We start from the raw sequence: 20945 nt of genomic DNA on the forward strand, positions 1-20945 counted from the left end.
ACACCGCCCCCGCCCTCCGGTTCCGTCGTGTCGCCGGACCGGGCGTCCCGCCGCCGCACCGCGGTCGAGCTCGGCGTGCTGCAGGTCGGCTACCTGCTCTTCCTGGCCCCGTGGTTCCTCGTCGCGATCGGCGGCGCGATGGGGATGGCCAACGCGAACTCCTCCTGGGCCGCGCTGCTGATCTACGGCTGGTTCGGCTACCCGTTCGTGGCGGTGACCACGACGGTGATCGCGTGGGTGCTGTTCGGCACCGGGCGCCTCGCCGCGGCGCGGTGGACCAACCGGGTGCCGCTGCTCTGGGTGGTCGTCGGGGCCGCCGTCCTGACCTGGATCTTCACCGCCGGTTAGGTTCGGCTTCCCGGAGCCGGCTGCGCAGCTCCTCGACGATTCGCCGGGTGACCGGAACGTCGATGCCGTGCCGGTCGGCCGCCCGCAGCACCGCCCCGCCGATCGCCTCCAGCTCGGTGGGGTTGCCGGCCTCGGCGTCCCGCTGCATCGAGGAGCGCATCCCGTCCGGCAGCGACCAGGCGAAGTCGCGGGTGGCCGCGGCGTCGCTCGCCGCACCGTCGGCCCGGGCGACCGCGGCGACCTCGCCGATCACCGCGGTGAGGTCGTCGCCGCGCTCGTCGCGCACCGGCCCGAGCGGCGTCCCGGCCGCCGTCGTCAACAGGGCCATCGGCGCGAGGAAGCACAGCTTGTCCCAGAGCAGCCCGGCCTCGTCGGGACGGACGGCGACGTCGACGCCGGCGGCGGTCAGGGCCTCGGCCAGCGGCTCGGCGCCCGGGGCCAGCTGGACGGCGCACAGCTCGCCGTCGTGCCGGATCACGCCCGGTGTCGGGCGGTCGGCGAACACCCGGATGGTGCCGGCGACCACCCGCGCGGTCGGGTAGCGCGCGCGCAGCTGCGCCAGGTGCTCGACGCCGTTGAGCAGCGGCACCAGGACGGCGTCACCGAGGACGTCGGCCGGCACCCGGTCGAGCGCGGCCTCGAGCTGGGTGGCCTTCGTCGTCACCAGGAGGACGTCGACCGGCTCGGAAAGCCGCTCTGCGCCGCGGACCGCGGCCGGGACCTCGCCGAATCGGCCGCTGGTCAGCCGCAGGCCGTCGCGGTCGAGGTGCTGCGCGGTCTCCGGGCGGGCCAGGCAGGTGACCGCGTGACCCTCCCGCGCCAGCAGGGCGGCCAGCAACCCGCCGACACCTCCGGGCCCGAGCACGGCGATCCGGAGCTTCTGGCCAGAGGTCACGGGAGCCACCCTGCCCGAACGGGCGGACGTCAGGCCAGTGATCCGGCCATGTGCAGGGGTCCTCACCAGTCAGCGACTGCTCCGCGTGAGCTGCGTGGCCATGAGACGACCGGTCGCTGCACTGGGAAAGTGTAGCGGCGCCAGCAGCCACGCAGGATCCCCCGGCCGAGTCACGGCAAAGCCATGCCGGACCGATGAATATTGCGTATATTGCGGTTATTGCGTTTATTTAAGCACGCGTGGTGCTGGAAGTTCACGGCACTGCAGAGTCAGGAGGATCGCCATGACTTCCCTGCTAGAGCCGCCGGTTCAGCCCGATGCGACCGACGTGATGACCGCTGTCGAGGCGGTCAAGAGCGTCAAGAACTACCTGCGCACCCACACAAGCAACGACACTGTGCGTCTGGTCGTCGATGACGAGCACGAGGACTCGCTCGTCGTACCCCGTTCCGCCGTCGAACTCCTGGCCCGCGTCCTCGCACACATGGCTGCTGGGGAAGGCGTCTCAGTCGTTCCGGCACACGCCGAGCTCACCACCCAGCAGGCCGCCGACATGCTCAACGTGAGCCGCCCGTACCTGATCTCCCTACTGGAGGGTGGTGAGATCGAGTACCGGAAGGTCGGCACTCACCGCCGGATCAAGGCAGAGTCTCTGCTGCGGTACATGCGTCAGGACGACCGCCGGCGTCGCGCCGCAGCCGACGAACTGACTGCGCTCGGCGAGGAGATGGACGTCCTCTGACGTGGCTTCCTTCGTTGTCATCTATGACGCGAACGTCCTGTACCCCAGCCTTCTCCGCGACCTGCTGATTCGTGTCGCACAGGCCGGGTTGGTGCGCGCCCGCTGGACCGACGAGATCCTCGATGAAGTCTTCCGCAACCTCGTCGAGGACCGCCCCGACCTGGACCCCGACCGGCTCGCTCGCACCCGCACCCTGATGAATCAGGCCATCCGGGATGTCCTGGTCACCGGTTACGAGCCGCTGACAGGGGTCGTCGACCTCCCCGACCCCGACGACCGGCACGTGGTCGCTGCAGCCATCAAGGTCGGCGCTCAGACCATCGTCACCAACAACGTGCGTGATTTCCCGCGAGACGGCCTGGCCCGGTGGCACATCGAGGCCCGTCGCGCCGACGAGTTTCTGCACTCGATGGTCGACCTGAACCCAGAAATCGTCTTCGGCGAGGTCCAGCGCATCGCCGACAGCAAGAAGCGCCCACCCATGGATCTGGATGAAGTGCTCGCTGCGCTGCACAACCAGGGCCTCATCGAAACCGTGGCAGCACTGCGGTCCTGAGGCCGGCAGGTGGCTCCATCAAGGTTGGCTTTCCTCGCCTCGACAGTGCTCAGGCCCGCGCGCGCTGCCGCTCGTCGGCGGGCGCGGTCGGGCCCTTCGCGAGCGTGCCCGGCCACCATACCCTGTCGCCGAGCAGGTGGACGGCGGCCGGCACCACCAGCGTGCGGACCACGAAGGTGTCGAGCAGGACGCCGAAGCCGACCAGGAACCCGAGCTGAACCAGGATCACCAGCGGCAGCACGGCCAGCGCGCCGAAGGTGGCCGCGAGCACCAGCCCGGCGCTGGTGATGACGCCGCCGGTGACGGCGAGCGCGCGCAGCACGCCGTTCCGGGTGCCGACCCGCTGCGACTCCTCGCGGGCGCGGGTCATCAGGAAGATGTTGTAGTCGATCCCCAGCGCCACCAGGAACACGAATCCGATCAGCAGCACCTGCGGATCGCTGCCCGGGAACTGGAACAGGTGCTCGAACACCAGCGCGCTGACGCCCATGGTGGCCAGCACGCTCACCGCCACCGTGGCCACCAGCAGGATCGGTGCCACGAGCGCCCGCAGCAGCACCGCCAGGACCACGGTGATGACCAGCAGCACCAGCGGGACGATCACCGCGAGGTCGCGGGCCGCCGTCTCCTGGGTGTCCAGGTCGCTGGCCGTGTTCCCGCCGACGAGGGCGTCGGCGTCGACCGCGCTCACCGCCGTCCGGAGCGCGGAGACGGTGTCCTGGGCCGGCTGGCTGTCGGTGGGATCGGTGAGGGTGGCGTCGATCCGCACCAGGCCGTCGGCGACCACGGGCTCGCCGCCGCCCGGTGGGCCGCCTCGTTCACCGGTGAAGGGGGCGACCTGGGCCACGCCGTCGACGTCGTCCGCGGCGTCGGCGACGGCCTCCCAGCCGTCGGCCGGCGTGATGATGATCGCCGGGCTGGCCGCGCCGGCCAGGTAGTGCCGGGCCAGCGCCTCCTGCCCCGCGCCGGACTCCGAGCCACCGCGCACGGCCTCGGACAGCGGGATGCCGCCGGCGTCGAAACCGGGTGCGAAGGCGGAGAGCGCGACGACCAGGCCGAGGCTGCCGAGCAGGACCCGGCCGGGCCGGCGGCCGACGGTCGTGGCCAGCCGTTCCCAGCCGCGGCCGTGCGCGTGCTCCTCGCCGCGCTTCGGCCGGAAGGGCCAGAACGCCGCCCGCCCGAACAGCAGCAGCACCGCCGGCAGGAAGGTGAGCGCGGCGAGCATGGCGAAGGCGATGCTGACCGCCGAGATCGGGCCGAGGCCCCGGTTCGACCCGAGGTCCGAGAAGAGCAGGCACAGGACCCCGAGGATGACCGTGACGCCGCTGGCGAGGATCGGTTCCCACGACTGCCGCAGCGCCACCCGCATCGCGGCGACGGCCGACTCCTCGCGGCGCAGCTCCTCCCGGTACCGGGCGACCAGCAGCAGCCCGTAGTCGGTGGCCGCGCCGACGACGAGGATCGAGGCGATGCCCTGGCTCTGGCCGTTCACCGTGATCCAACCCTGCTCGGCCAGGAGGTAGGCGACCGCGAGGGAGACCACCAGCGCCATGCCCGCGGTGCCGATCACCAGCAACGGCAGCAGCGGACTGCGGTAGACCACGAGCAGGATCAGCAGGACGACGCCGAACGCGGCGAGCAGCAGCAGCCCGTCGATGCCGGAGAAGCCCTCGGCGAAGTCGGCGAAGACCGCGCCGGGGCCGGTCACGTACGCCGTCGTCCCGTCGATGCCGGGGAGCGCGCGCAGGTCGGCGATCACCGCGCCCAGCCCCTCCCCGAGGTCCGGGTCGAAGGGGAGCACCGCCTGCACCGCCGCGCCGTCGTCGGACGGGATGGGGGGTGACGCCTCGCCGGCGAGTGCCCCGGCGTCTTCGGCGAGGGTGGTCGCCGCGGCGACCCGGTCCTGCGCCTCGGCCCGTGCGGCCTGGCTCAGCTCCCCGTCCTCGCTCTCCCACAGCAGGATCACCGGCAGCGTCCGCTCGGTGCGGAACTCCTGCAGCAGCTCGGTGACCCGCGTGGACTCCGCCCGGTCGGGCAGGAAGGCGGTGGAGTCGTTCTCCTGGACCGAGCCGAGCTGCCCGCTGAACGAGCTCAGCGGCCCGGCGAGGCCGAGCCACAGCAGTGCGACGATGGCCGGCAGGAGCCAGCGGAGGACGGTGCTCCGGCGCATCGGAATCCTTGACGGTCGACAATCTCGAACATCGAGATAGTAGGTCCCCGCGCGGAGGGAGGTGCTTAGTGGCGAGCGAGGTCGACCCCGTGCGGAACGAGCTGGCGCTGCTCCTTCGCCGGCTGACCGTGGAGCTGGATGCGGTCGGGCAGCGATTCGCCGGAGCGCACGGGCTCGGCCGCACCGACGTCCGGGCGCTGGTGGCGGTCATGGACGCCGCGCGCCGCGGTGAGGCGCTCACGGCCGGGCGGCTGGGATCGGCGGTGGAGCTGAGCTCGGCGTCGGTCACCGCGCTGGTCGACCGGCTGGAACGGGCCGGCCACCTGCGGCGGGCGCGCGACGACGCCGACCGCCGGCGGGTCACGCTGCAGATGTCACCGGCGGCCATGGCGGCCGGCGCGGAGTTCTTCGGCGGCCTGCAACGGGACCTGCTCGCGGCGATGCAGGGCTACAGCGACGAGGAGCTCGCCGTCGTCCACCGGTTCCTGACCGGCATGACCGAGGTGATCGAGGGCCACGCCCGCGCGGGGCCCGAGCCTGGCTGACCCACCCCGGCATAGGAGGCTATGCCTACGTTCTGGGGCGCCGAACCATAGGCATAGCCTCCTATGCCCGGGGGGTTCTCAGAGGTAGAGGCCGGTCGATTCCTCGATGCGCTCGGCGGCGACGGCGTGCACGTCGCGCTCGCGCAGGATGATCAGGTCCTCGCCGTGCACCTCGACCTCGTGCTGGTCCTCGGGGGAGAAGAGCACCTGGTCGCCGACCTTCACCTGACGGACGCCGGCGCCGATCCCGCGGGCCTCGCCCCACACCAGCCGCTTGGCCACCTGGGCGGTCGCCGGGATGAGGATGCCGCCGGTGGACCGGCGGTCGCCGTCCTCCTTGCGGAGCGCGACCAGGATGCGGTCGTGCAGCATCTTGATCGGCAGCTTGCCGACGGCGCTGTTCTCGGGCACGTCCTCGCACGCTACCCGCCGCCCGGAGGGGCGTTCCCGGCCGTCAGCGCCGCTCAACCCCAGCCGAGCTCGTGCAGGCGCTCCTCCTCGATGCCGAAGTGGTGCGCGATCTCGTGCACGACGGTGATCGTGACCTCCTCGACGACGTCGTCCTCGGTCTCGCAGATGTCGCAGATGGCCTCGCGGTAGATCATGATCCGGTCGGGCAGCGTGCCGCCGTAGTCCCAGCCGCGCTCGGTCAGCGCGTACCCCTCGTAGACCCCGAGGAGCTCGGGCTCGTCGGGGTTGCGGTCCTCCACCAGGACGACGACGTTGTCGAGCAGCGCCATCAGCTCGGCCGGCACCTCGTCGAGCGCGTCGGCGACGAGCGCCTCGAACACCGGTAGCGGGAGCGCCTTCACCAGGACGTCGGCAGCGGCCGGCCCTCCTCGTAGCCGGCCGAGCTCTGCACCCCCAGCACCGCCCGCTCGTGCAGCTCGTCGACGGTGCGCGCGCCCGCGTAGGTGCACGAGGACCGTACGCCGGCCACGATCTGGTCGATCAGGTCCTCGACACCCGGCCGGGCCGGGTCCAGGTACATGCGGGACGACGAGATGCCCTCCTCGAACAGCCCCGCCCGCGCCCGCTCGAACCCGGTCTGGGTCGCCGTCCGGGCCTTGACCGCGCGGGCGGAGGCCATGCCGAAGGACTCCTTGTAGAGCCGGCCGCCGTCGTCGTGCACGTCGCCGGCCGACTCGTAGGTGCCGGCGAACCAGGAGCCGACCATCACGTTGGCCGCGCCGGCGGCCAGGGCGAGCGCGATGTCGCGCGGATGCCGGACGCCGCCGTCTGCCCACACGTGCTTGCCCAGCGAGCGGGCCTCGGCCGCGCACTCCTCGACGGCGGAGAACTGCGGCCGGCCGACGCCGGTCATCATCCGGGTGGTGCACATGGCGCCGGGCCCGACGCCGACCTTCACGACGTCGGCGCCGGCCTCGATCAGGTCGCGGGTGCCCTGCGCCGTCACCACGTTGCCGGCCACCACCGAAGCGGCCCCGGCCACCGAGCGCACCGCGCGCAGCGCCTCGATCGCCTTCTCCTGGTGCCCGTGCGCGGTGTCGACCACGAGCACGTCCACGCCCGCGGCCAGCAGGGCGCCGGCCTTGCCCGCGACGTCGCCGTTGATGCCGACGGCGGCAGAGGTGAGCAGGTGGCCCTCGGCGTTCACGGCCGGCGTGTACAGCGACGAGCGCAGCGCGCCCTTGCGGGTGATGACGCCGACCAGCCGGTCGCCCTGCACCACCGGGGCGGCGCTGACCCGCTCGTCGGAGAGCACGTCGAAGATCTTGGTGAGGTCGGTGCCGGCCGGGATGGTGAGCGGCTCACGGGTCATGACCTCGGACAGCTGGGTGAACCGGTCGACGCCCTGGCAGGCGCCGTCGGTGACCACGCCGACCGGGGAGCCGTCCTCGACCACCACGACGATCCCGTGCGCCCGCTTGGTCAGCAGCGACAGCGCCTCCCCCACGGTGGACGTGGGGGAGAGAGTGATCGGGGTGTCGTAGACCGGGTGCCGGGTCTTGATCCAGGACACGACCTCGGCGACGACGTCGACCGGGATGTCCTGCGGCAGCACGGCGAGGCCACCGCGGCGGGCCACGGTCTCGGCCATGCGCCGGCCGGAGATGGCCGTCATGTTCGCGACGACGATCGGGATGGTCGTGCCGACGCGGTCCGGCGTGGTCAGGTCCACCTCGAGTCGCGACCCGACCGTCGAGTGCGCCGGCACCATGAAGACGTCGGAGTAGGTCAGGTCGTGGGCCGGGCGGTCATTCCCGATGAAGCGCATAGGTGCAGTGTCCCTGACGCATCCCACCGCCCGGTGGGCATAGGAAGCTATGCCTACGGATCGGGGCCCAATCCCATAGGCATAGCTTCCTATGCCTCGTCCAGGCAGGGGTGGCTCCGACGGCTCCGTACGATCGACTGCGTGATCGACCTGCGGCTCCTGCGTGACAACCCCGACCTCGTCCGTGCCAGCCAGCGCGCCCGGGGTGCCGACGAGTCGCTGGTCGACGCGCTGCTCGCCGCCGACGTCGCCCGGCGCGAGGCGGTCAAGCGGGCCGACGACCTGCGCGCCGAGCAGAAGAGTGCGTCGCAGGCGGTGAAGAAAGCCACGCCGGAGGAGCGCCCCGCCGTCCTGGAACGGGCCAAGGCGCTGGCCGCCGAGGTGCGGGAGGCCGAGGAGGCGCAGCGCGCCGCCGACGCAGCCCTGCGTGCGGTGCACACCCGCATCCCGAACGTCGTGGCCGACGAGGTGCCGCCCGGCGGTGAGGACGACGCGGTTCCCCTCCGCACCGTCGGCGAGGTGCCCACCTACGACTTCGCGGTGCGCGACCACATCGAGATCGGCGAGACCCTCGGCGCCATCGACATGGAGCGCGGCGCCAAGGTGTCGGGCTCGCGATTCTACTTCCTCACCGGCCCCGGGGCGCTGCTGGAGTTCGCGCTCGCCCAGTTGGCCATCAGCCGCGCCGTCGCCGCCGGGTTCACCCCGGTCATCGCGCCCGCGCTGGTGCGTCCGGAGGCCATGGAGGGCACCGGCTTCCTCGGCGAGCACGACGAGGAGGTCTACCGCATCGAGCGCGACGACCTGTACCTCGTCGGCACCTCCGAGGTCGCCCTGGCCGGCATGCACAGCGGCGAGGTGCTCGAGCTGTCCGCCGGCCCGAAGCGCTACGCCGGCTGGTCGTCCTGCTTCCGCCGCGAGGCCGGCTCCTACGGCAAGGACACCCGCGGCATCATCCGCGTGCACTGGTTCGACAAGGTGGAGATGTTCAGCTTCGCCCGGCCGGAGGACACCGCCGCCGAGCACCTGCGCCTGCTGGCCTGGGAGGAGGAGTTCCTCCAGGCCCTGGAACTGCCCTACCGCGTCGTCGACATCGCCGCCGGCGACCTCGGCACCAGCGCGACCCGCAAGTACGACATCGAGGCCTGGTTCCCCAGCCAGGGCACCTACCGTGAGCTGACCTCGACGTCGGACTGCACCACGTTCCAGGCCCGCCGGCTCAACATCCGCTACCGGGACGACGACGGGAAGACCCAGATCGCGGCCACGCTCAACGGCACGCTCTGCGCCATCGCCCGCACCATCGCCTGCCTGCTCGAGGTGCACCAGCAGGCCGACGGCTCGGTGCACGTGCCGGTGGCCCTGCGGCCGTGGCTGGGGGGCGTCGAGTCGCTGACGCCCGGCATGTCCCTGGCGGCGCCGGTCCCGCCGCTCAGCGCATGAGCCCGACTCCGGGCCCCGGTCCGCTCCTCGTTCGCAGGCCTCGCTGCGATGCTCCCGCGGCTGTCGTCGGGCGGTCCGCATGAGCGCACGTCCGCCGAAGGCGCTGCAGGCATACGGCGTCCTGCCCGGCGCCGACGAGGTCGTCGAGCTCGGCGACCTCGGGACGTGGCGCCCGAAGCTGGTCGCCACCGACCTCGACGGCACCCTGCTCGACGCCACCGGCGAGGTCAGCCCGCGCACCCGGGCGGCGCTGGCGGCCTGCTGGGACGCCGGCATCCCGGTGGTGGGCGTGACCGGCCGCGGCCCCCGGCTGCTGGACAGCGTGCGCGCCGCCCTCGACGGGCGCGGCATCGCCGTGCTCGCGCAGGGCGGTTTCGTCGTCGACCTCGAGCGGGACGAGGTGCTGCGCACCGTCGCCCTCCCGCGCACCCAGGCGGCTGCGGTCATCGAGCGGATCGAGACCGTGACGGGCGAGCTCGTCCTCGCCGTGGAGGACGCCGCCCAGCAGGGCGAGGTGCACGCCCGGCTGCGCGTGCAGCACGGCTTCGACTGGCCCTACCCCGAGGGTGCGGAGCTGCTGTCCCGGGAAGAGGTGCTGCCGGCCGAGGCGGTGCTCAAGGTGTTCCTCCGCTCGCCGGGCATCGGCCAGGACGAGCTGCTGGCCCGCGCGCGCTCCGTCGTCGACCCTGCCGACGCGGAGCTGACGCACGCCGGCCTGGGTTTCATCGAGGTGCTTCCGCCGGGCATCACCAAGGCCAGCGGGCTGGCCATCGCGCTGGAGCGCTACGGCGTCGACCTCGGCGACGTCCTGGTGTTCGGCGACATGCCCAACGACCTGCCGATGCTCACCGCCGTCGCCGACGCGGGCGGCCGGGCCATCGCCGTGGCCAACGCCCACCCGGCCGTGCACGCCGTCGTGCACGGGACGACCAGCGGCCACCGGGCCGACGGCGTCGCCCGCTACCTGGAGGCCGTGCTCGATGTCTGACCGGACGCACGATGTCTGACTGGCGACCGCGGCTGATCGCCAGCGACATGGACGGCACCCTGCTGCGGCGCGACGAGTCGGTGAGCGCCGCGACGGTCGCCGAGCTCGAGCGGTGGCGGGCCGGCGGCGTCCCGCTGGTGCTGGCCACCGGCCGGCCGCCGCGCTGGATGCACGGCGTCCGGGAGGTGCTGCGGTACGGCACCGCGGTGTGCTGCAACGGCGCGGTGCTGCTGGACCTGGAGCCGATGGAGATCCTCGGCGAGGCCCCGCTGGAGCCGGACGCGCTGCAGGCGATCACCGCGGAACTGCGCGTGCAGCAGCCCACGATGTGGTTCGCCGTCGAGTACGGCTGGGAGTTCCGGCACGAGCCGGTGTACCGCCCGCGCTGGGACGTCGACGCGCCCGGGGTCGCCGCGGCCACCCTGGGCGAGATGACCGCGGCCCCGGCGGCGAAGCTGCTGGCCCGCCACGAGTCCTTGACCCGCGACGCGTTCGTGCAGCTGGTCGAGGACGTCGTCGGCGCCCGCGGCACGGTCACGACCTCCTCGACCGACGCGCTGGCCGAGATCTCCGCCCCCGGCGTCACCAAGGCCACCGGGCTGGCGACGGTGGCGGCCCGCCACGGCGTCGGGCCGGAGGACGTCGTGGTCTTCGGCGACATGCCCAACGACATCGCCGCCTTCGAGTGGGTGCGCGACGGCGGCGGCCGCGCCGTGGCGATGGAGCACGCGCACCCCGACCTGCTCGACGTCGCCACCGACGTCACCGTCGGCAACGACGAGGACGGCGTCGCCGCGTTCCTCGGGTCGCTCTAGTCACAGCTGACCCGCACCGAGCCCCGGTCAGCTGAACATCCGTGCGGCAGTGCCGAAATCGCGTCCGAACGTGTCATCGCCTGGCCACGGCCTCGCAGCAGCTCAACGGCGCGGCCGAGGGCATGCGCTCGAACGCGCAGACCGCCGCCGGTCAGGCCGACGAGGTCGTCGCCTCGGCCGGTGCCGTCGCCTCCAGCGTCGACACCGTGGCCACCGGCTCCTCGCAGATGGAGTCGGCGATCCGGGAGATCTCGCAGAACGCCAGCCAGGCCAGCCGGGTGGCCGGCCAGGCCGTCGACGTCGCCGAGGAGACGACGAAGACCGTCGGGAAGCTGGGTGACTCCTCGGCGGAGATCGCCACGGTGATCAAGCTGATCAACGGGATCGCCGAGCAGACCAACCTGCTGGCCCTCAACGCCACGATCGAGGCGGCGCGGGCCGGGGAGGCCGGCAAGGGCTTCGCCGTCGTCGCCTCCGAGGTCAAGGAACTGGCGCAGGAGACCGCCCGGGCGACCGAGGACATCTCCCAGCGGGTGGAGGCCATCCAGGCCGACACCGCCGGCGCGGTGGACGCGATCGGCAGGATCAGCGCGGTCATCGGTGAGATCAACGACTTCCAGGCCACCATCGCGGCGGCCGTGGAGGAGCAGACGGCGACGACCAACGAGATGAACCGCAACGTGGCCGAGGCCGCCAGCGGCTCGCGGGACATCGCCGCCGCGATCACCGGTCTCGCCGCCGGCACGGCGGAGACGAACCAGCGGGTGGAGGACGCCCAGGGGGCGGCCTCCGAGCTGGCCCGGATGAGTGGTGAGCTCCAGGACGCGGTCAGCCGCTTCGTCGTGCGGGGGGTCAGGTCAGGACTGCGCGCCGTTCCGGTCGGTGAACCGCCGGCGAACCCCCTGCTCATCGCATCGGGTGATCGGCTGCTGCGGTCGGTGGCGTCTCCGTCTCCGGCGCGCGCGACGGAGACGTGGAACCGTGGTGGCAGACGGGTCGGCACAGCGTGCCGCGGGACCGTCCCGCGGTCACCGAGTCGGCCGGAAGAGGTGGTCCCGGTGACTGCTCTGCTCGTCGTCCTCGCCGTCGTGGTGGTGCTCGCCGTGGTGCTGGGAGCAGCCGGCGTCCAATCGGTGCAGCAGTACCAGCGCGGCGTCGTCCTGCGCTTCGGCCGGCTGCTGCCGGCGGTCCGCGAGCCGGGACTGCGGTTCATCATCCCGTTCGTCGACCAGATGACCAAGGTGCCCGTGCAGACGCTCGTGCTCGACGTGCCGTCGCAGGGCACCATCACCCGGGACAACGTCACGATCGGCGTCGACGCGGTCGTCTACTTCCGCGTGGTCGACCCGGTCCGCGCGGTCATCAACGTGGAGAACTACATGATCGCCACGTCGCAGGTCTCGCAGACCTCGCTCCGTTCCGTCATCGGGCGTGCCGACCTCGACACGCTGCTGTCGGACCGCGAGGCCATCAACAGCGAGCTCCGGGCGGTCATTGACACCCCCACGGAGGACTGGGGCATCAAGATCGACCGGGTGGAGGTCAAGGACATCTCCCTGCCCGAGGGGATGCGGCGGTCCATGTCCCGCCAGGCCGAGGCCGAGCGGGACCGTCGCGCCCGGGTGATCTCCGCCGACGGCGAGTTCCAGGCCTCGACCAAGCTCGCGCAGGCCGCCGAGGCGATGAGCGCCACTCCCGGCGCGCTGCAGCTGCGGCTGCTCCAGACGGTGGCCGACGTGGCCTCGGAGAAGAACAGCACGCTGGTCATGCCGTTCCCCGTCGAGCTGCTGCGCTTCTTCGAGCAGGCCGCAGGCGGCCGGCCGGAGGCGGAGGCCACGCGGCCGGCGGCGTCCGACGAGGATGCCGAGCAGGCCGCGCTGGCCTCGACCGAGGAGGTGCGCGCGCTGTCGTCGACCGAAGGCGCCGGGAACGGTCAGGCCGACGGCGTCCCGGGCCTCACCACAGGCTCCTCGGCAGGTCGCGGGTGAGCTCCGCGAGCTCGCCGAGGGTGCGGGCGGCGTAGGCCGCCCGCACCCGCTCGTCGAACTCGTCGACAGTGAGCCGGCCCTGGGTCAGTCCGCGCTGAAGCTGCCGCACCGTCTCCTCGCGGTCGTCGTCCGACGCCCGCACCTGGGCATCGCGGGGATCCTCGGGCACCTCCTCCTCCGGCGGCCTCAGAGGTACTGCCCGCCGCCCGGGCGGAAGTCCGGCTGCGCCGGCGCCTGGCCCCCGGGGAGCGCCTTGCGGCGCATCTCCTCCAGCTGGGCCCGGGCCGCCATCTGCTGGGCGAACAGCGCGGTCTGGATGCCGTGGAAGACGCCTTCCAGCCAGCCGACCAGCTGGGCCTGCGCGATCCGCAGCTCGGCGTCCGACGGCGTCTCGCCCTCGCTGAAGGGCAGCGTGATCCGCTCCAGCTCCTCCCGCAGCTCCGGGGCCAGGCCCTGCTCCAGCTCCCGGATCGACGAGGCGTGGATGTCCCGCAGCCGGTTCCGGCTGGCGTCGTCCAGGGGCGCCGCGCGGACCTCCTCCAGGAGCTGCTTGATCATCGTCCCGATGCGCATGACCTTCGCCGGCTGCTCCACGAGCTCGCCGACGTGCATGCCGCCGTCGCCGTCGTCGTCGGGCGACTGGGGCATGGGCATCGTGCCCACCGGGCGCCCGTCGGGACCCACCACGACCACCTGCTGGGGACGTTCGCTGCCGTTCTCCGGTGCCGTCATGCCCTCCATCCTGCCCCGTGCCGGGGACAGCCGGCCGAGCGGCGGGGAGCGCGGGGACGGCGCATGGACGGCGGCGGCCAGGAACTAGGGTGCGGCGCATGTCATCGGGGGCGGCGCGGCTCGACGTCGCCCGGGTGCGCGGGCTGTTCCCGGCCCTCTCCGACGGGTTCGTGCACGCCGACGGCCCCGCCGGTTCGCTGGTGCCGGAGAACGTGGCGCACGCGGTCGGCTCGGCGATGCGCATGCCGGTCGCCAACCGGGGCGGGGTCTTCCCCGCCTCGGGCCGCGCGGAGGCGCTGGTCTCGGGCGCCCGCGCCGCCGTGGCCGACCTGGTCGGCGGCCGGCCAGGCGGGGTGGTGCTCGGCGCCAACATGACCACGCTGACCTACGGCGTGGCCCGGGCACTGGCGCGCACCTGGCGGGCAGGGGACGAGATCGTGCTCAGCCGTCTGGACCACGACGCCAACGTGCGGCCGTGGCTGCAGGTGGCCGAGGCCGTCGGCGTGCAGGTGCGCTGGGCGGAGGTGGACATCGAGACCGGCGAGCTGCCCGCCTGGCAGTACGCCGAGCTGCTCAACCGCCGCACCCGGCTGGTGGCGGTCACCGCCGCGAGCAACGCGCTGGGCACCCGCCCCGACGTCGCCGGCATCGCCGCGCAGGCGCAGGCAGTGGGTGCGCTGGTCTACGTGGACGCCGTCCACGCCGCCCCGCACGTGTTCCTCGACAAGGCGTCCCTCGGGGCGGACTTCGTCGCCGTCTCGGCGTACAAGTGGTGCGGGCCGCACGTCGGCGCCGTCGTGGCCGATCCCGACCTGCTGGATCACCTGCGGCCGGACAAGCTCCTGCCGTCGTCGGACCGGGTGCCCGAGCGGTTCGAGACCGGCACCCCGCCCTTCGAGCTGTTCGCGGGGGTGAGCGCCGCCGTCGACCACCTGGCCGGCCTGTGCGCCGAGGCGGTCGGCACCCGGCGGGACCGGCTGCGGGCCTCCATGGCCGACGTCGCCCGGCACGAGGCCGACCTGTTCGAGTGGCTGGACCAGGCGCTGCGCGCCATGCGGCACGTGCAGGTGCTCGGCGAGCCCGAGCGCTGCACCCCCACCCTGTCGTTCACGGTGGCCGGCATGCGCCCCCGCCAGGTGGCCGCCGAGCTCGCCCGGGCCGGGATCTGCGCCTGGGACGGTGACTTCTACGCCCGCGAGCTCTTCGACGCCCTCGGTGTCAACGAGACCGGGGGAGCGGTGCGGCTCGGGCTCATGCACTACAACACCGCCGACGAGGTCGGCCGGATCATCGACGCCGTCGCCGGGCTGCGCCCCCGCTGAGCTCAGCTGCCGGAGACGAGCAGCACCTTCCCGATGTGCTCGCTGGCCGCGACGACGCGGTGTCCCTCGGCGGCCTCCGACATCGGCAGCCGCCGGTCGACGATCGGCCGGACCACCCCGCGCTCGACCTCGGGCCACACGTCGTGCCGCACCGCGGCGACGATCTCGGCCTTGCCGCCGGGGCCGCGGACCGGCCGGGAGCGCAGGGCGGTGGCGTGCACGGAGCCGCGCTTGCGCAGCAACGCGTTGATGTCGAGCTCGGCCTTGGCGCCGCCCTGCATGCCGATGATCACCAGCCGGCCGCCGTCGGCCAGGGCGTCGACGTTGCGGCCCAGGTACTTGGCGCCCATGTTGTCCAGGACCACGTCGGCGCCGCGGCCGTCGGTCGCCTCCCGCACCCGCTCGACGAAGTCCTCGTCGCGGTAGTTGATCGCCACCTCCGCGCCCAGCTCCCGGCAGACGGCGAGCTTGGCGGCGCTGCCCGCGGTGGTGGCGACGCGCGCCCCGGCACGGGCGGCCAGCTGGATGGCCATGGTGCCGATGCCGCTGGAGCCGCCGTGCACCAGGAAGGTGTCGCCGCGCTCGAGCCCCGCGAGCAGGAAGACGTTGGACCAGACGGTGCAGGCGACCTCGGGCAGGGCGGCGGCGGTGGCCAGTTCGACACCGGCCGGGCGGGGCAGGAGCTGCTCGGCGGGGACGGCGACCCGCTCGGCGTAGCCGCCGCCGGCGAGCAGCGCGCACACCTCGTCGCCTCTCGACCATCCCGTCACGCCGTCACCGATCTCGCTGACGATCCCGCTGCACTCCAGACCGAGGATCTCGCTGGTGCCCTTCGGCGGTGCGTAGAAGCCCTGCCGCTGGAGCAGGTCGGCCCGGTTCACCGCGGTGGCGACGACGTCGACGATCACCTCGCCCGGGCCGCACACCGGATCGGGCACCTCGGTCCACTGCAGCACCTCAGGGCCACCGGGTTCGCTGATCGTCACCGCGCGCATGGACCTGACCTTAGGGAGCCGGTGGGGGGAGCTGCTCACCGAGAATCGCCGGATGCGGGTCTCCCGGATGCGGGACACCCGCTTCCGGCGCATCTCGGCCCCGGCCCCGGACGCGCGACGGCGCCGCGCCCCCGGAAGGGACGCGGCGCCGTCGGGGTGCTCAGCGGTTCTTCAGGTCCTTGCGCAGGATCTTGCCGGCCGCCGACTTCGGCACCTGCTCGATGAACTCCACGAAGCGGACCTTCTTGTGCGGGGCCACCTTCTCGGTCATGTAGGCCATGACGGCATCCTCGGTGATCTCCGAGCCCGGCGCGCGGACGACGAAGGCCTTGGGCAGCTCCTCGCCGCTCTCCTTGTCCGGCACACCGATGACGGCGGCGTCGGCGATCTCGGGGTGACCGATGAGCACGGCCTCCAGCTCGGCCGGCGCGACCTGGTAGCCCTTGTACTTGATCAGCTCCTTGACCCGGTCGACGACCGTGTAGCAGCCGTTCGCGTCGACGACGGCGACGTCGCCGGTGTGCAGCCAGCCCTCGCTGTCGACGGTGCCGGCGGTGGCGTCGGGGTTGTTCAGGTAGCCCTTCATCACCTGCGGGCCGCGGATCCACAGCTCGCCGCGCTCACCCTCGGCGGCGTCCTGCCCGGTACCCGGGTCGATCAGCCGGCACTCGGTGTTGGGCACCGCGAAACCGACCGAGCCCTTGGGCACCTCGCCGCTGAAGCCGGGGGGCTCCGCGCCCAGGTCGGGCGTGGTGTGCGAGACCGGAGAGAGCTCGGTCATCCCGTAGCCCTGGCCCACCGAGACGCCGCTGTCGGCGCCCTTGCGCAGCCGGTCCTGGGCGGCCAGCGCGAGCTGCTCGTCCAGCGGCGCCGCACCGGAGAGGATCGAGGTGAGCGACGAGAGGTCGAACTGGTCGACCAGCGGGTGCTTGGCCATGGCCAGCAGGATGGGCGGCGCCACGAACGCGCGGGTGATCTTGTGGTCCTGGATCGTGCGGAGGAAGTCCTCCAGGTCGAACCGCGGCAGGGTGACGACGGCGCCGCCCCACGCCAGGCCCTGGTTCATCAGCACGGTCAGGCCGTAGATGTGGAAGAACGGCAGGACGGCGATGATCCGCTCGTCCTCGCCGATGTTGATCAGCGGCTTGCACTGCGCGACGTTGGCCACCAGGTTTCGGTGGGTCAGCATGACGCCCTTGGGCAGCCCGGTGGTCCCGCTGGAGTAGGGCAGCGTGACCAGGTCGTTGGCCGGGTCGATGTCCACCTGCACCGAGGGCGCGTCGGCGCCCAGCAGGTCGAACAGGTTGGCGTGCCCCTCGGCGCCGTCGAGCACGATGATCTCGTCGACCGGCGACTTCTCCGCGGCCGCGGTGGCGCGGTCCAGGAACAGCGAGATCGTGATCAGGATCTTCGCGCCGGAGTCCTTCAGCTGGAAGGCGATCTCGTCGGGCGTGTAGAGCGAATTGATCGGGCTCATCACGCAGCCGGCTGCGGCGATGCCGTGGAACACCACCGGGAACCAGGGGGTGTTCGGGCAGAAGACGGCGACGACGTCGCCCTTGCGCAGGCCGCGGGCGTGCAGGTTGGCGGCGACGCGGTCGACGTAGGCGGCCAGCTGGCCGTGGGTGATCACATCACCCTTGAGGCCGTCGATCAGGGCCGGTGCGTCGGGCCGGTCCCTGCCGGCCGCGAGGACGTACTCGGGGACGGAGACGTCCGGGATCTCGACGTCGGGAAAACGGCTGGCCAGCGCCACGGTGGTTCCTCCTCGCACGGTGTTGTGGCGCCAGTCTCACACCTGCGGTGTCCCCTCTCACAAGGGGGTTACCGGCGGGTTCGCCCGATCAGCGAGGCCAGAGCACCGACTGCGTGCAGCGGAACAGCGCGATCGTCTTCCCCGTGTCTGCGTTGCTGACCACGGCGTCCCACACCTGGGTCGTCCGCCCAGCGTGCACGTTCGTCGCCGTGCAGGCGATCCGTCCGTCGCGCGCGGTGCTGAGGTGGTTGCTCTTGAGCTCGATCGTGGTGAAGCCCGTCGAGCCCTCGGGCAGCAGCGCCCGGGTGGGCAGGCCGCAGCTGGTGTCGGCCAGCGTGACCACGGTGCCGGCGTGCAGGTAGCCGTTGGGCGCCAGCAGCTCGGGCCGGATGTCCAGGTGCGAGGTGAGCCGCCCGGGCTCGTGGCTGTCGATCACGATGCCGAGCAGCCCGGGGAAGGTGCCCGGCAGGAGGTCGTTGAGCTCGTCGGCGGTCAGGAACCCGGTGGCGGCCATGGTGCGAAACATATCGAGCCGCGCTCCCGACCGCGGCACTGCCGGGTGGACCGGTCGCGGGGGCCCGGGGGGTCTCCCGACCGGGACATGGGCAACGGCTCAACGGCAGTGGGGGACGACAATTGGTGGCGGTGCGGTCCGGAGGACCGCGATGTCATCATCAGGCGAGGCCGCGGACGGTGCGCACCGGGGGCCGGGTGCCCTGGATCGACGCCACCATGTCCAGCGTCTGCCGGGTGGGCGCGACGTCGTGCGCGCGGAAGACCCGTGCGCCGAGCCAGGCGCTCACCGCCGTCGCCGCCAGCGTGCCGGTGAGCCGCTCGTCGAGGGCGACGTCGAGGGTCTCGCCGACGAAGTCCTTGTTCGACAGCGCCATCAGCACCGGCCAGCCGGTGCCCACGAGCTCGCCCAGCCTCCGTGTCGCCTCCAGCGAGTGCCGGGTGTTCTTGCCGAAGTCGTGCCCGGGGTCGACGAGCACGCGCTCCCGGTCCACCCCGGCGGCGACGGCGGCCTCGGCCAGCGCCGTCGTCCGGGTGACGATGTCGGCGACGACGTCGTCGTAGGCCACCCGGTGCGGTCGGGTGCGCGGCGGCAGGCCGCCGGCGTGCGTGCAGACGATCCCGGCCTCGGCCTCGGCGGCGACCTCCGCGAGCGCGGGGTCCACCCCGCCCCAGGCGTCGTTCACGACGTCGGCGCCGGCGGCCAGCGCCTCCCGCGCAACCGACGCCCGCCAGGTGTCGATCGAGATGGGGAGCGTGGGGTGCGCGGCCCGGATCGCGGCCACCAGGTCGACGGTGCGGCGGATCTCCTCGGCGGCGTCGACGTCGTCACCGGGCGCGGCCTTCACGCCGCCGACGTCCACCATGTCGGCGCCCTCGGCGACCACGCGCCCCACCCGCTCGACGGCGGCGGCCAGCTCGTAGGTGGCGCCGCGGTCGTAGAACGAGTCGGGGGTGCGGTTGACGATCGCCATGACCACGAACCGCCCGTCGGGCACGTCGAGGGCTCCCAGTCGCAGCACTCGCTCCCCGTCCGGTCGTGGTGTGTGGTGGAGTCAGCCAATCAGACCGTGCACGAGGAGGCAGAGCAGATGGCGCAGACGACGGCCGATGGTGTCGAAGGGGTCCAGGGCCTGGTCGGGCAGCACCTGGGCCACAGCGACTGGGTGACGATCACGCAGGAGCAGGTGAACCAGTTCGCCGAGGCGACCGGCGACCACCAGTGGATCCACGTCGACCCGGAACGGGCCACGAACGAGAGCCCCTTCGGCGGGCCGATCGCGCACGGCTACCTGACCCTGTCGCTGCTGCCCTCGCTGATGCCGCAGATCGTCGAGATCACCGGCTTCCGCATGGGCGTCAACTACGGCACGGAGAAGGTGCGCTTCCCCTCCCCGGTGCCGGTGGGCGCCCGGGTGCGGGCCGGGGCCACGCTCGAGGCGGCGACGCCGTTCGAGGGCGGCATCCAGATGAACCTCGCCGTCACGGTGGAGACCGAGGGCGGCAGCAAGCCGGCGATGGTCGCGACCGTCGTCTACCGCCGCTACCTCTGAGGCGCCTGTCGGAATGATCAGGTCACCTGATCGTTCCGGAGAGGTGGGTCAGGTGACGATGGCCTGGTTGACCAGCTGGCGCAGGTAGTTGCGGATCGGCAGGGTGCTCGAGGGCAGCAGCTGCGTGTAGAAGCTGACGGTGACGTCCTCGACCGGATCGACGTAGAAGGCCGTGGACGCCGCCCCGCCCCAGCTGTAGTCGCCGGCGTTGACGACGACGCCGTAGCGCGCGGGGTCGATGACCATGGAGAAGCCCAGCCCGAAGCCGACCCCGCGCAGTGGCGTCTCGGCGAACAGCGGCCGGCCGAAGCTCTCCAGGTCCTGGCCGCCGGGGAGGTGGTTGCTGACCATGTGCGCGAGCGTGCGCGGGCCGAGCAGCCGGCCGCCGTCGTAGGAGCCTCCGCGGCGCAGCATCTCGATGAACCGCAGGTAGTTCCCCGCGGTGGAGACCAGCCCGCCACCGCCGGAGAGGAACGCGGGCTTGCGGTGCGCCGCCTGTCCCATGGCGTCGAGCGGCGCGAAGCCGGTCGCGGCGCCACCCGGCTGCCCGGGGACGGCGGAGTAGAGGCGGGCCAGGGACTCGACGTCGTCGCCGTCCCGCAGCCCGAACGAGGTGTCCCGCATCCCGAGCGGGGCGAAGATCCGCCCCTGGAAGAACTCGTCCAGCGGCTGGCCGGACACCACCTCGACCAGGCGGCCGAGCACGTCGGTGGAGACGCCGTAGTTCCACTCGGTGCCCGGCTGGAAGACCAGCGGCGCCGAGGCCCACTGGCGGCACACCTCGGCGGAGTCGGCGCCCGGCGGCGTGCCCCACTCGTGGCCCATCGCGCGGTACATGGCGTCGACGGGGTGCGCGTGGTGGAAGCCGTAGGTGAGCCCCGACATGTGGGTGAGCAGGTGCCACACGCGGATCGGCTCGACCTGCGGGCTGGTGACCGGCTTCATCGCCGATCCGGCCACGTACACCCGGGTCTCGGCGAACTCCGGCAGCCAGTGCGCGATCGGGTCGGTGAGCTGGAAGGCCCCCTCCTCGTACAGCATCATCGCCGCGACCGAGGTGATCGGCTTGGTCATCGAGAAGATCCGCCAGCGGGTGTCCTCCTCGACCGGGAGGCCCTCCTCGACGTTCCGGAAGCCGGCGCGGCCGACGTGCACGAGCTTCCCGCGCCGGGCGACCGTGACCAGGAAGCCGGGCAGCTGGCCGTCGTCGACGTAGCGGTTCAGCCGCCCGTCGATGCGTGCCAACCGGGCCGGGTCCATGCCCACCTCGGCCGGGTCCGTCCGCACCTGCAGATCACTGCTCACGCCCACCTCCGGGTCCAGGACGCCGCCCGCCGCCGGGCAA

22 protein-coding genes are annotated in these 20945 nt (G+C 72.6%); 10 read left to right on the forward strand and 12 right to left on the reverse strand.

Annotated features, from left to right (window positions below):
- The first annotated feature begins 27 nt into the window (after positions 1 to 27).
- Positions 28 to 348: a hypothetical protein gene (locus BLASA_RS01100; protein ID WP_014374144.1), complete on the forward strand. Its 321-nt coding sequence runs from the start codon at positions 28 to 30 to the stop codon at positions 346 to 348.
- Here BLASA_RS01100 and BLASA_RS01105 read toward each other — a convergent pair.
- Complete coding sequence (locus BLASA_RS01105; RefSeq protein ID WP_014374145.1) at positions 335 to 1243, reverse strand: ketopantoate reductase family protein; 909 nt, start codon at positions 1241 to 1243, stop codon at positions 335 to 337. The two genes, BLASA_RS01100 and BLASA_RS01105, sit on opposite strands and share 14 nt — an antisense overlap.
- A gap of 331 nt (positions 1244 to 1574) precedes the next feature.
- Here BLASA_RS01105 and BLASA_RS01110 point away from each other — a divergent pair, with 331 nt between their 5' ends.
- Complete coding sequence (locus BLASA_RS01110; RefSeq protein ID WP_197536254.1) at positions 1575 to 1985, forward strand: helix-turn-helix domain-containing protein; 411 nt, start codon at positions 1575 to 1577, stop codon at positions 1983 to 1985.
- Position 1986: 1 nt separating this feature from the next.
- On the forward strand, positions 1987 to 2541 hold the full coding sequence (locus BLASA_RS01115) for a PIN domain-containing protein (RefSeq protein ID WP_014374147.1): 555 nt from the start codon (positions 1987 to 1989) through the stop codon (positions 2539 to 2541).
- 49 nt (positions 2542 to 2590) lie between these two features.
- Here the strand turns inward: BLASA_RS01115 and BLASA_RS01120 are convergent, their stop codons facing one another.
- Positions 2591 to 4711 (reverse strand): MMPL family transporter, encoded by a 2121-nt coding sequence (locus BLASA_RS01120; RefSeq protein WP_014374148.1) that lies wholly within the window; start codon positions 4709 to 4711, stop codon positions 2591 to 2593.
- A 68-nt stretch (positions 4712 to 4779) separates the two neighbouring features.
- Between BLASA_RS01120 and BLASA_RS01125 the strand changes: the two genes are divergently transcribed.
- The gene (locus BLASA_RS01125; RefSeq protein ID WP_014374149.1) at positions 4780 to 5256 is read left to right on the forward strand and encodes a MarR family winged helix-turn-helix transcriptional regulator; all 477 of its coding nucleotides are present in this window, start codon (positions 4780 to 4782) and stop codon (positions 5254 to 5256) included.
- A 78-nt stretch (positions 5257 to 5334) separates the two neighbouring features.
- On the opposite strand, the gene BLASA_RS01130 is transcribed toward BLASA_RS01125, so the two are convergent.
- The 3 genes from BLASA_RS01130 to BLASA_RS01140 are packed head-to-tail and all read right to left on the reverse strand — an operon-like array spanning position 5335 to position 7495.
- Complete coding sequence (locus tag BLASA_RS01130) at positions 5335 to 5667, reverse strand: GroES family chaperonin (protein ID WP_014374150.1); 333 nt, start codon at positions 5665 to 5667, stop codon at positions 5335 to 5337.
- A gap of 53 nt (positions 5668 to 5720) precedes the next feature.
- Positions 5721 to 6068 (reverse strand): metallopeptidase family protein, encoded by a 348-nt coding sequence (locus BLASA_RS01135; RefSeq protein ID WP_014374151.1) that lies wholly within the window; start codon positions 6066 to 6068, stop codon positions 5721 to 5723.
- Positions 6065 to 7495, reverse strand: a complete 1431-nt coding sequence (locus BLASA_RS01140; RefSeq protein WP_014374152.1) for a GuaB1 family IMP dehydrogenase-related protein — start codon at positions 7493 to 7495, stop codon at positions 6065 to 6067. The genes BLASA_RS01135 and BLASA_RS01140 overlap by 4 nt, the downstream gene beginning before the upstream one ends.
- A gap of 141 nt (positions 7496 to 7636) precedes the next feature.
- Here BLASA_RS01140 and serS point away from each other — a divergent pair, with 141 nt between their 5' ends.
- The 4 genes from serS (at position 7637) to BLASA_RS25730 (ending at position 12729) form a co-directional block, all read left to right on the forward strand.
- Positions 7637 to 8938 (forward strand): serine--tRNA ligase, encoded by a 1302-nt coding sequence (serS, locus tag BLASA_RS01145; RefSeq protein ID WP_014374153.1) that lies wholly within the window; start codon positions 7637 to 7639, stop codon positions 8936 to 8938.
- 79 nt (positions 8939 to 9017) lie between these two features.
- A complete protein-coding gene (locus tag BLASA_RS01150) occupies positions 9018 to 9926 on the forward strand; it encodes an HAD family hydrolase (RefSeq protein WP_014374154.1) in 909 nt (302 codons plus the stop codon).
- Between the two features lie 11 nt (positions 9927 to 9937).
- Entirely contained in the window at positions 9938 to 10741 is an 804-nt protein-coding gene (locus BLASA_RS01155) for an HAD family hydrolase (protein WP_014374155.1), read from the forward strand.
- A 122-nt stretch (positions 10742 to 10863) separates the two neighbouring features.
- Entirely contained in the window at positions 10864 to 12729 is a 1866-nt protein-coding gene (locus tag BLASA_RS25730) for an SPFH domain-containing protein (protein ID WP_014374156.1), read from the forward strand.
- Here the strand turns inward: BLASA_RS25730 and BLASA_RS01165 are convergent.
- Entirely contained in the window at positions 12698 to 12898 is a 201-nt protein-coding gene (locus BLASA_RS01165; protein WP_014374157.1) for a DUF1707 SHOCT-like domain-containing protein, read from the reverse strand. The genes BLASA_RS25730 and BLASA_RS01165 overlap by 32 nt on opposite strands.
- Positions 12899 to 12915: 17 nt before the next feature.
- A complete protein-coding gene (locus tag BLASA_RS01170) occupies positions 12916 to 13461 on the reverse strand; it encodes a bacterial proteasome activator family protein (protein WP_014374158.1) in 546 nt (181 codons plus the stop codon).
- A 98-nt stretch (positions 13462 to 13559) separates the two neighbouring features.
- Here BLASA_RS01170 and BLASA_RS01175 point away from each other — a divergent pair, with 98 nt between their 5' ends.
- Positions 13560 to 14783: a cysteine desulfurase-like protein gene (locus BLASA_RS01175; RefSeq protein WP_014374159.1), complete on the forward strand. Its 1224-nt coding sequence runs from the start codon at positions 13560 to 13562 to the stop codon at positions 14781 to 14783.
- A 2-nt stretch (positions 14784 to 14785) separates the two neighbouring features.
- Here BLASA_RS01175 and BLASA_RS01180 read toward each other — a convergent pair whose 3' ends face one another.
- The 4 genes from BLASA_RS01180 to folP form a co-directional block, all read right to left on the reverse strand.
- Entirely contained in the window at positions 14786 to 15778 is a 993-nt protein-coding gene (locus BLASA_RS01180; protein ID WP_014374160.1) for an NAD(P)H-quinone oxidoreductase, read from the reverse strand.
- 160 nt (positions 15779 to 15938) lie between these two features.
- On the reverse strand, positions 15939 to 17534 hold the full coding sequence (locus tag BLASA_RS01185; protein WP_014374161.1) for a 4-coumarate--CoA ligase family protein: 1596 nt from the start codon (positions 17532 to 17534) through the stop codon (positions 15939 to 15941).
- A gap of 88 nt (positions 17535 to 17622) precedes the next feature.
- Positions 17623 to 18048 carry a PaaI family thioesterase gene (locus tag BLASA_RS01190; RefSeq protein WP_014374162.1) on the reverse strand — a complete coding sequence of 142 codons (426 nt, stop codon included), beginning with the start codon at positions 18046 to 18048 and terminating at the stop codon, positions 17623 to 17625.
- A 160-nt stretch (positions 18049 to 18208) separates the two neighbouring features.
- The gene (folP, locus tag BLASA_RS01195; protein WP_014374163.1) at positions 18209 to 19069 is read right to left on the reverse strand and encodes a dihydropteroate synthase; all 861 of its coding nucleotides are present in this window, start codon (positions 19067 to 19069) and stop codon (positions 18209 to 18211) included.
- Positions 19070 to 19138: 69 nt separating this feature from the next.
- Here folP and BLASA_RS01200 point away from each other — a divergent pair, with 69 nt between their 5' ends.
- Entirely contained in the window at positions 19139 to 19600 is a 462-nt protein-coding gene (locus tag BLASA_RS01200) for a MaoC family dehydratase (protein WP_041775972.1), read from the forward strand.
- A gap of 48 nt (positions 19601 to 19648) precedes the next feature.
- Here the strand turns inward: BLASA_RS01200 and BLASA_RS01205 are convergent, their stop codons facing one another.
- Positions 19649 to 20905 (reverse strand): serine hydrolase domain-containing protein, encoded by a 1257-nt coding sequence (locus BLASA_RS01205; RefSeq protein WP_014374165.1) that lies wholly within the window; start codon positions 20903 to 20905, stop codon positions 19649 to 19651.
- Between the last annotated feature and the right edge of the window lie 40 nt (positions 20906 to 20945).

Source organism: Blastococcus saxobsidens DD2 (genome assembly GCF_000284015.1).
Lineage (GTDB): Bacteria > Actinomycetota > Actinomycetes > Mycobacteriales > Geodermatophilaceae > Blastococcus > Blastococcus saxobsidens_A.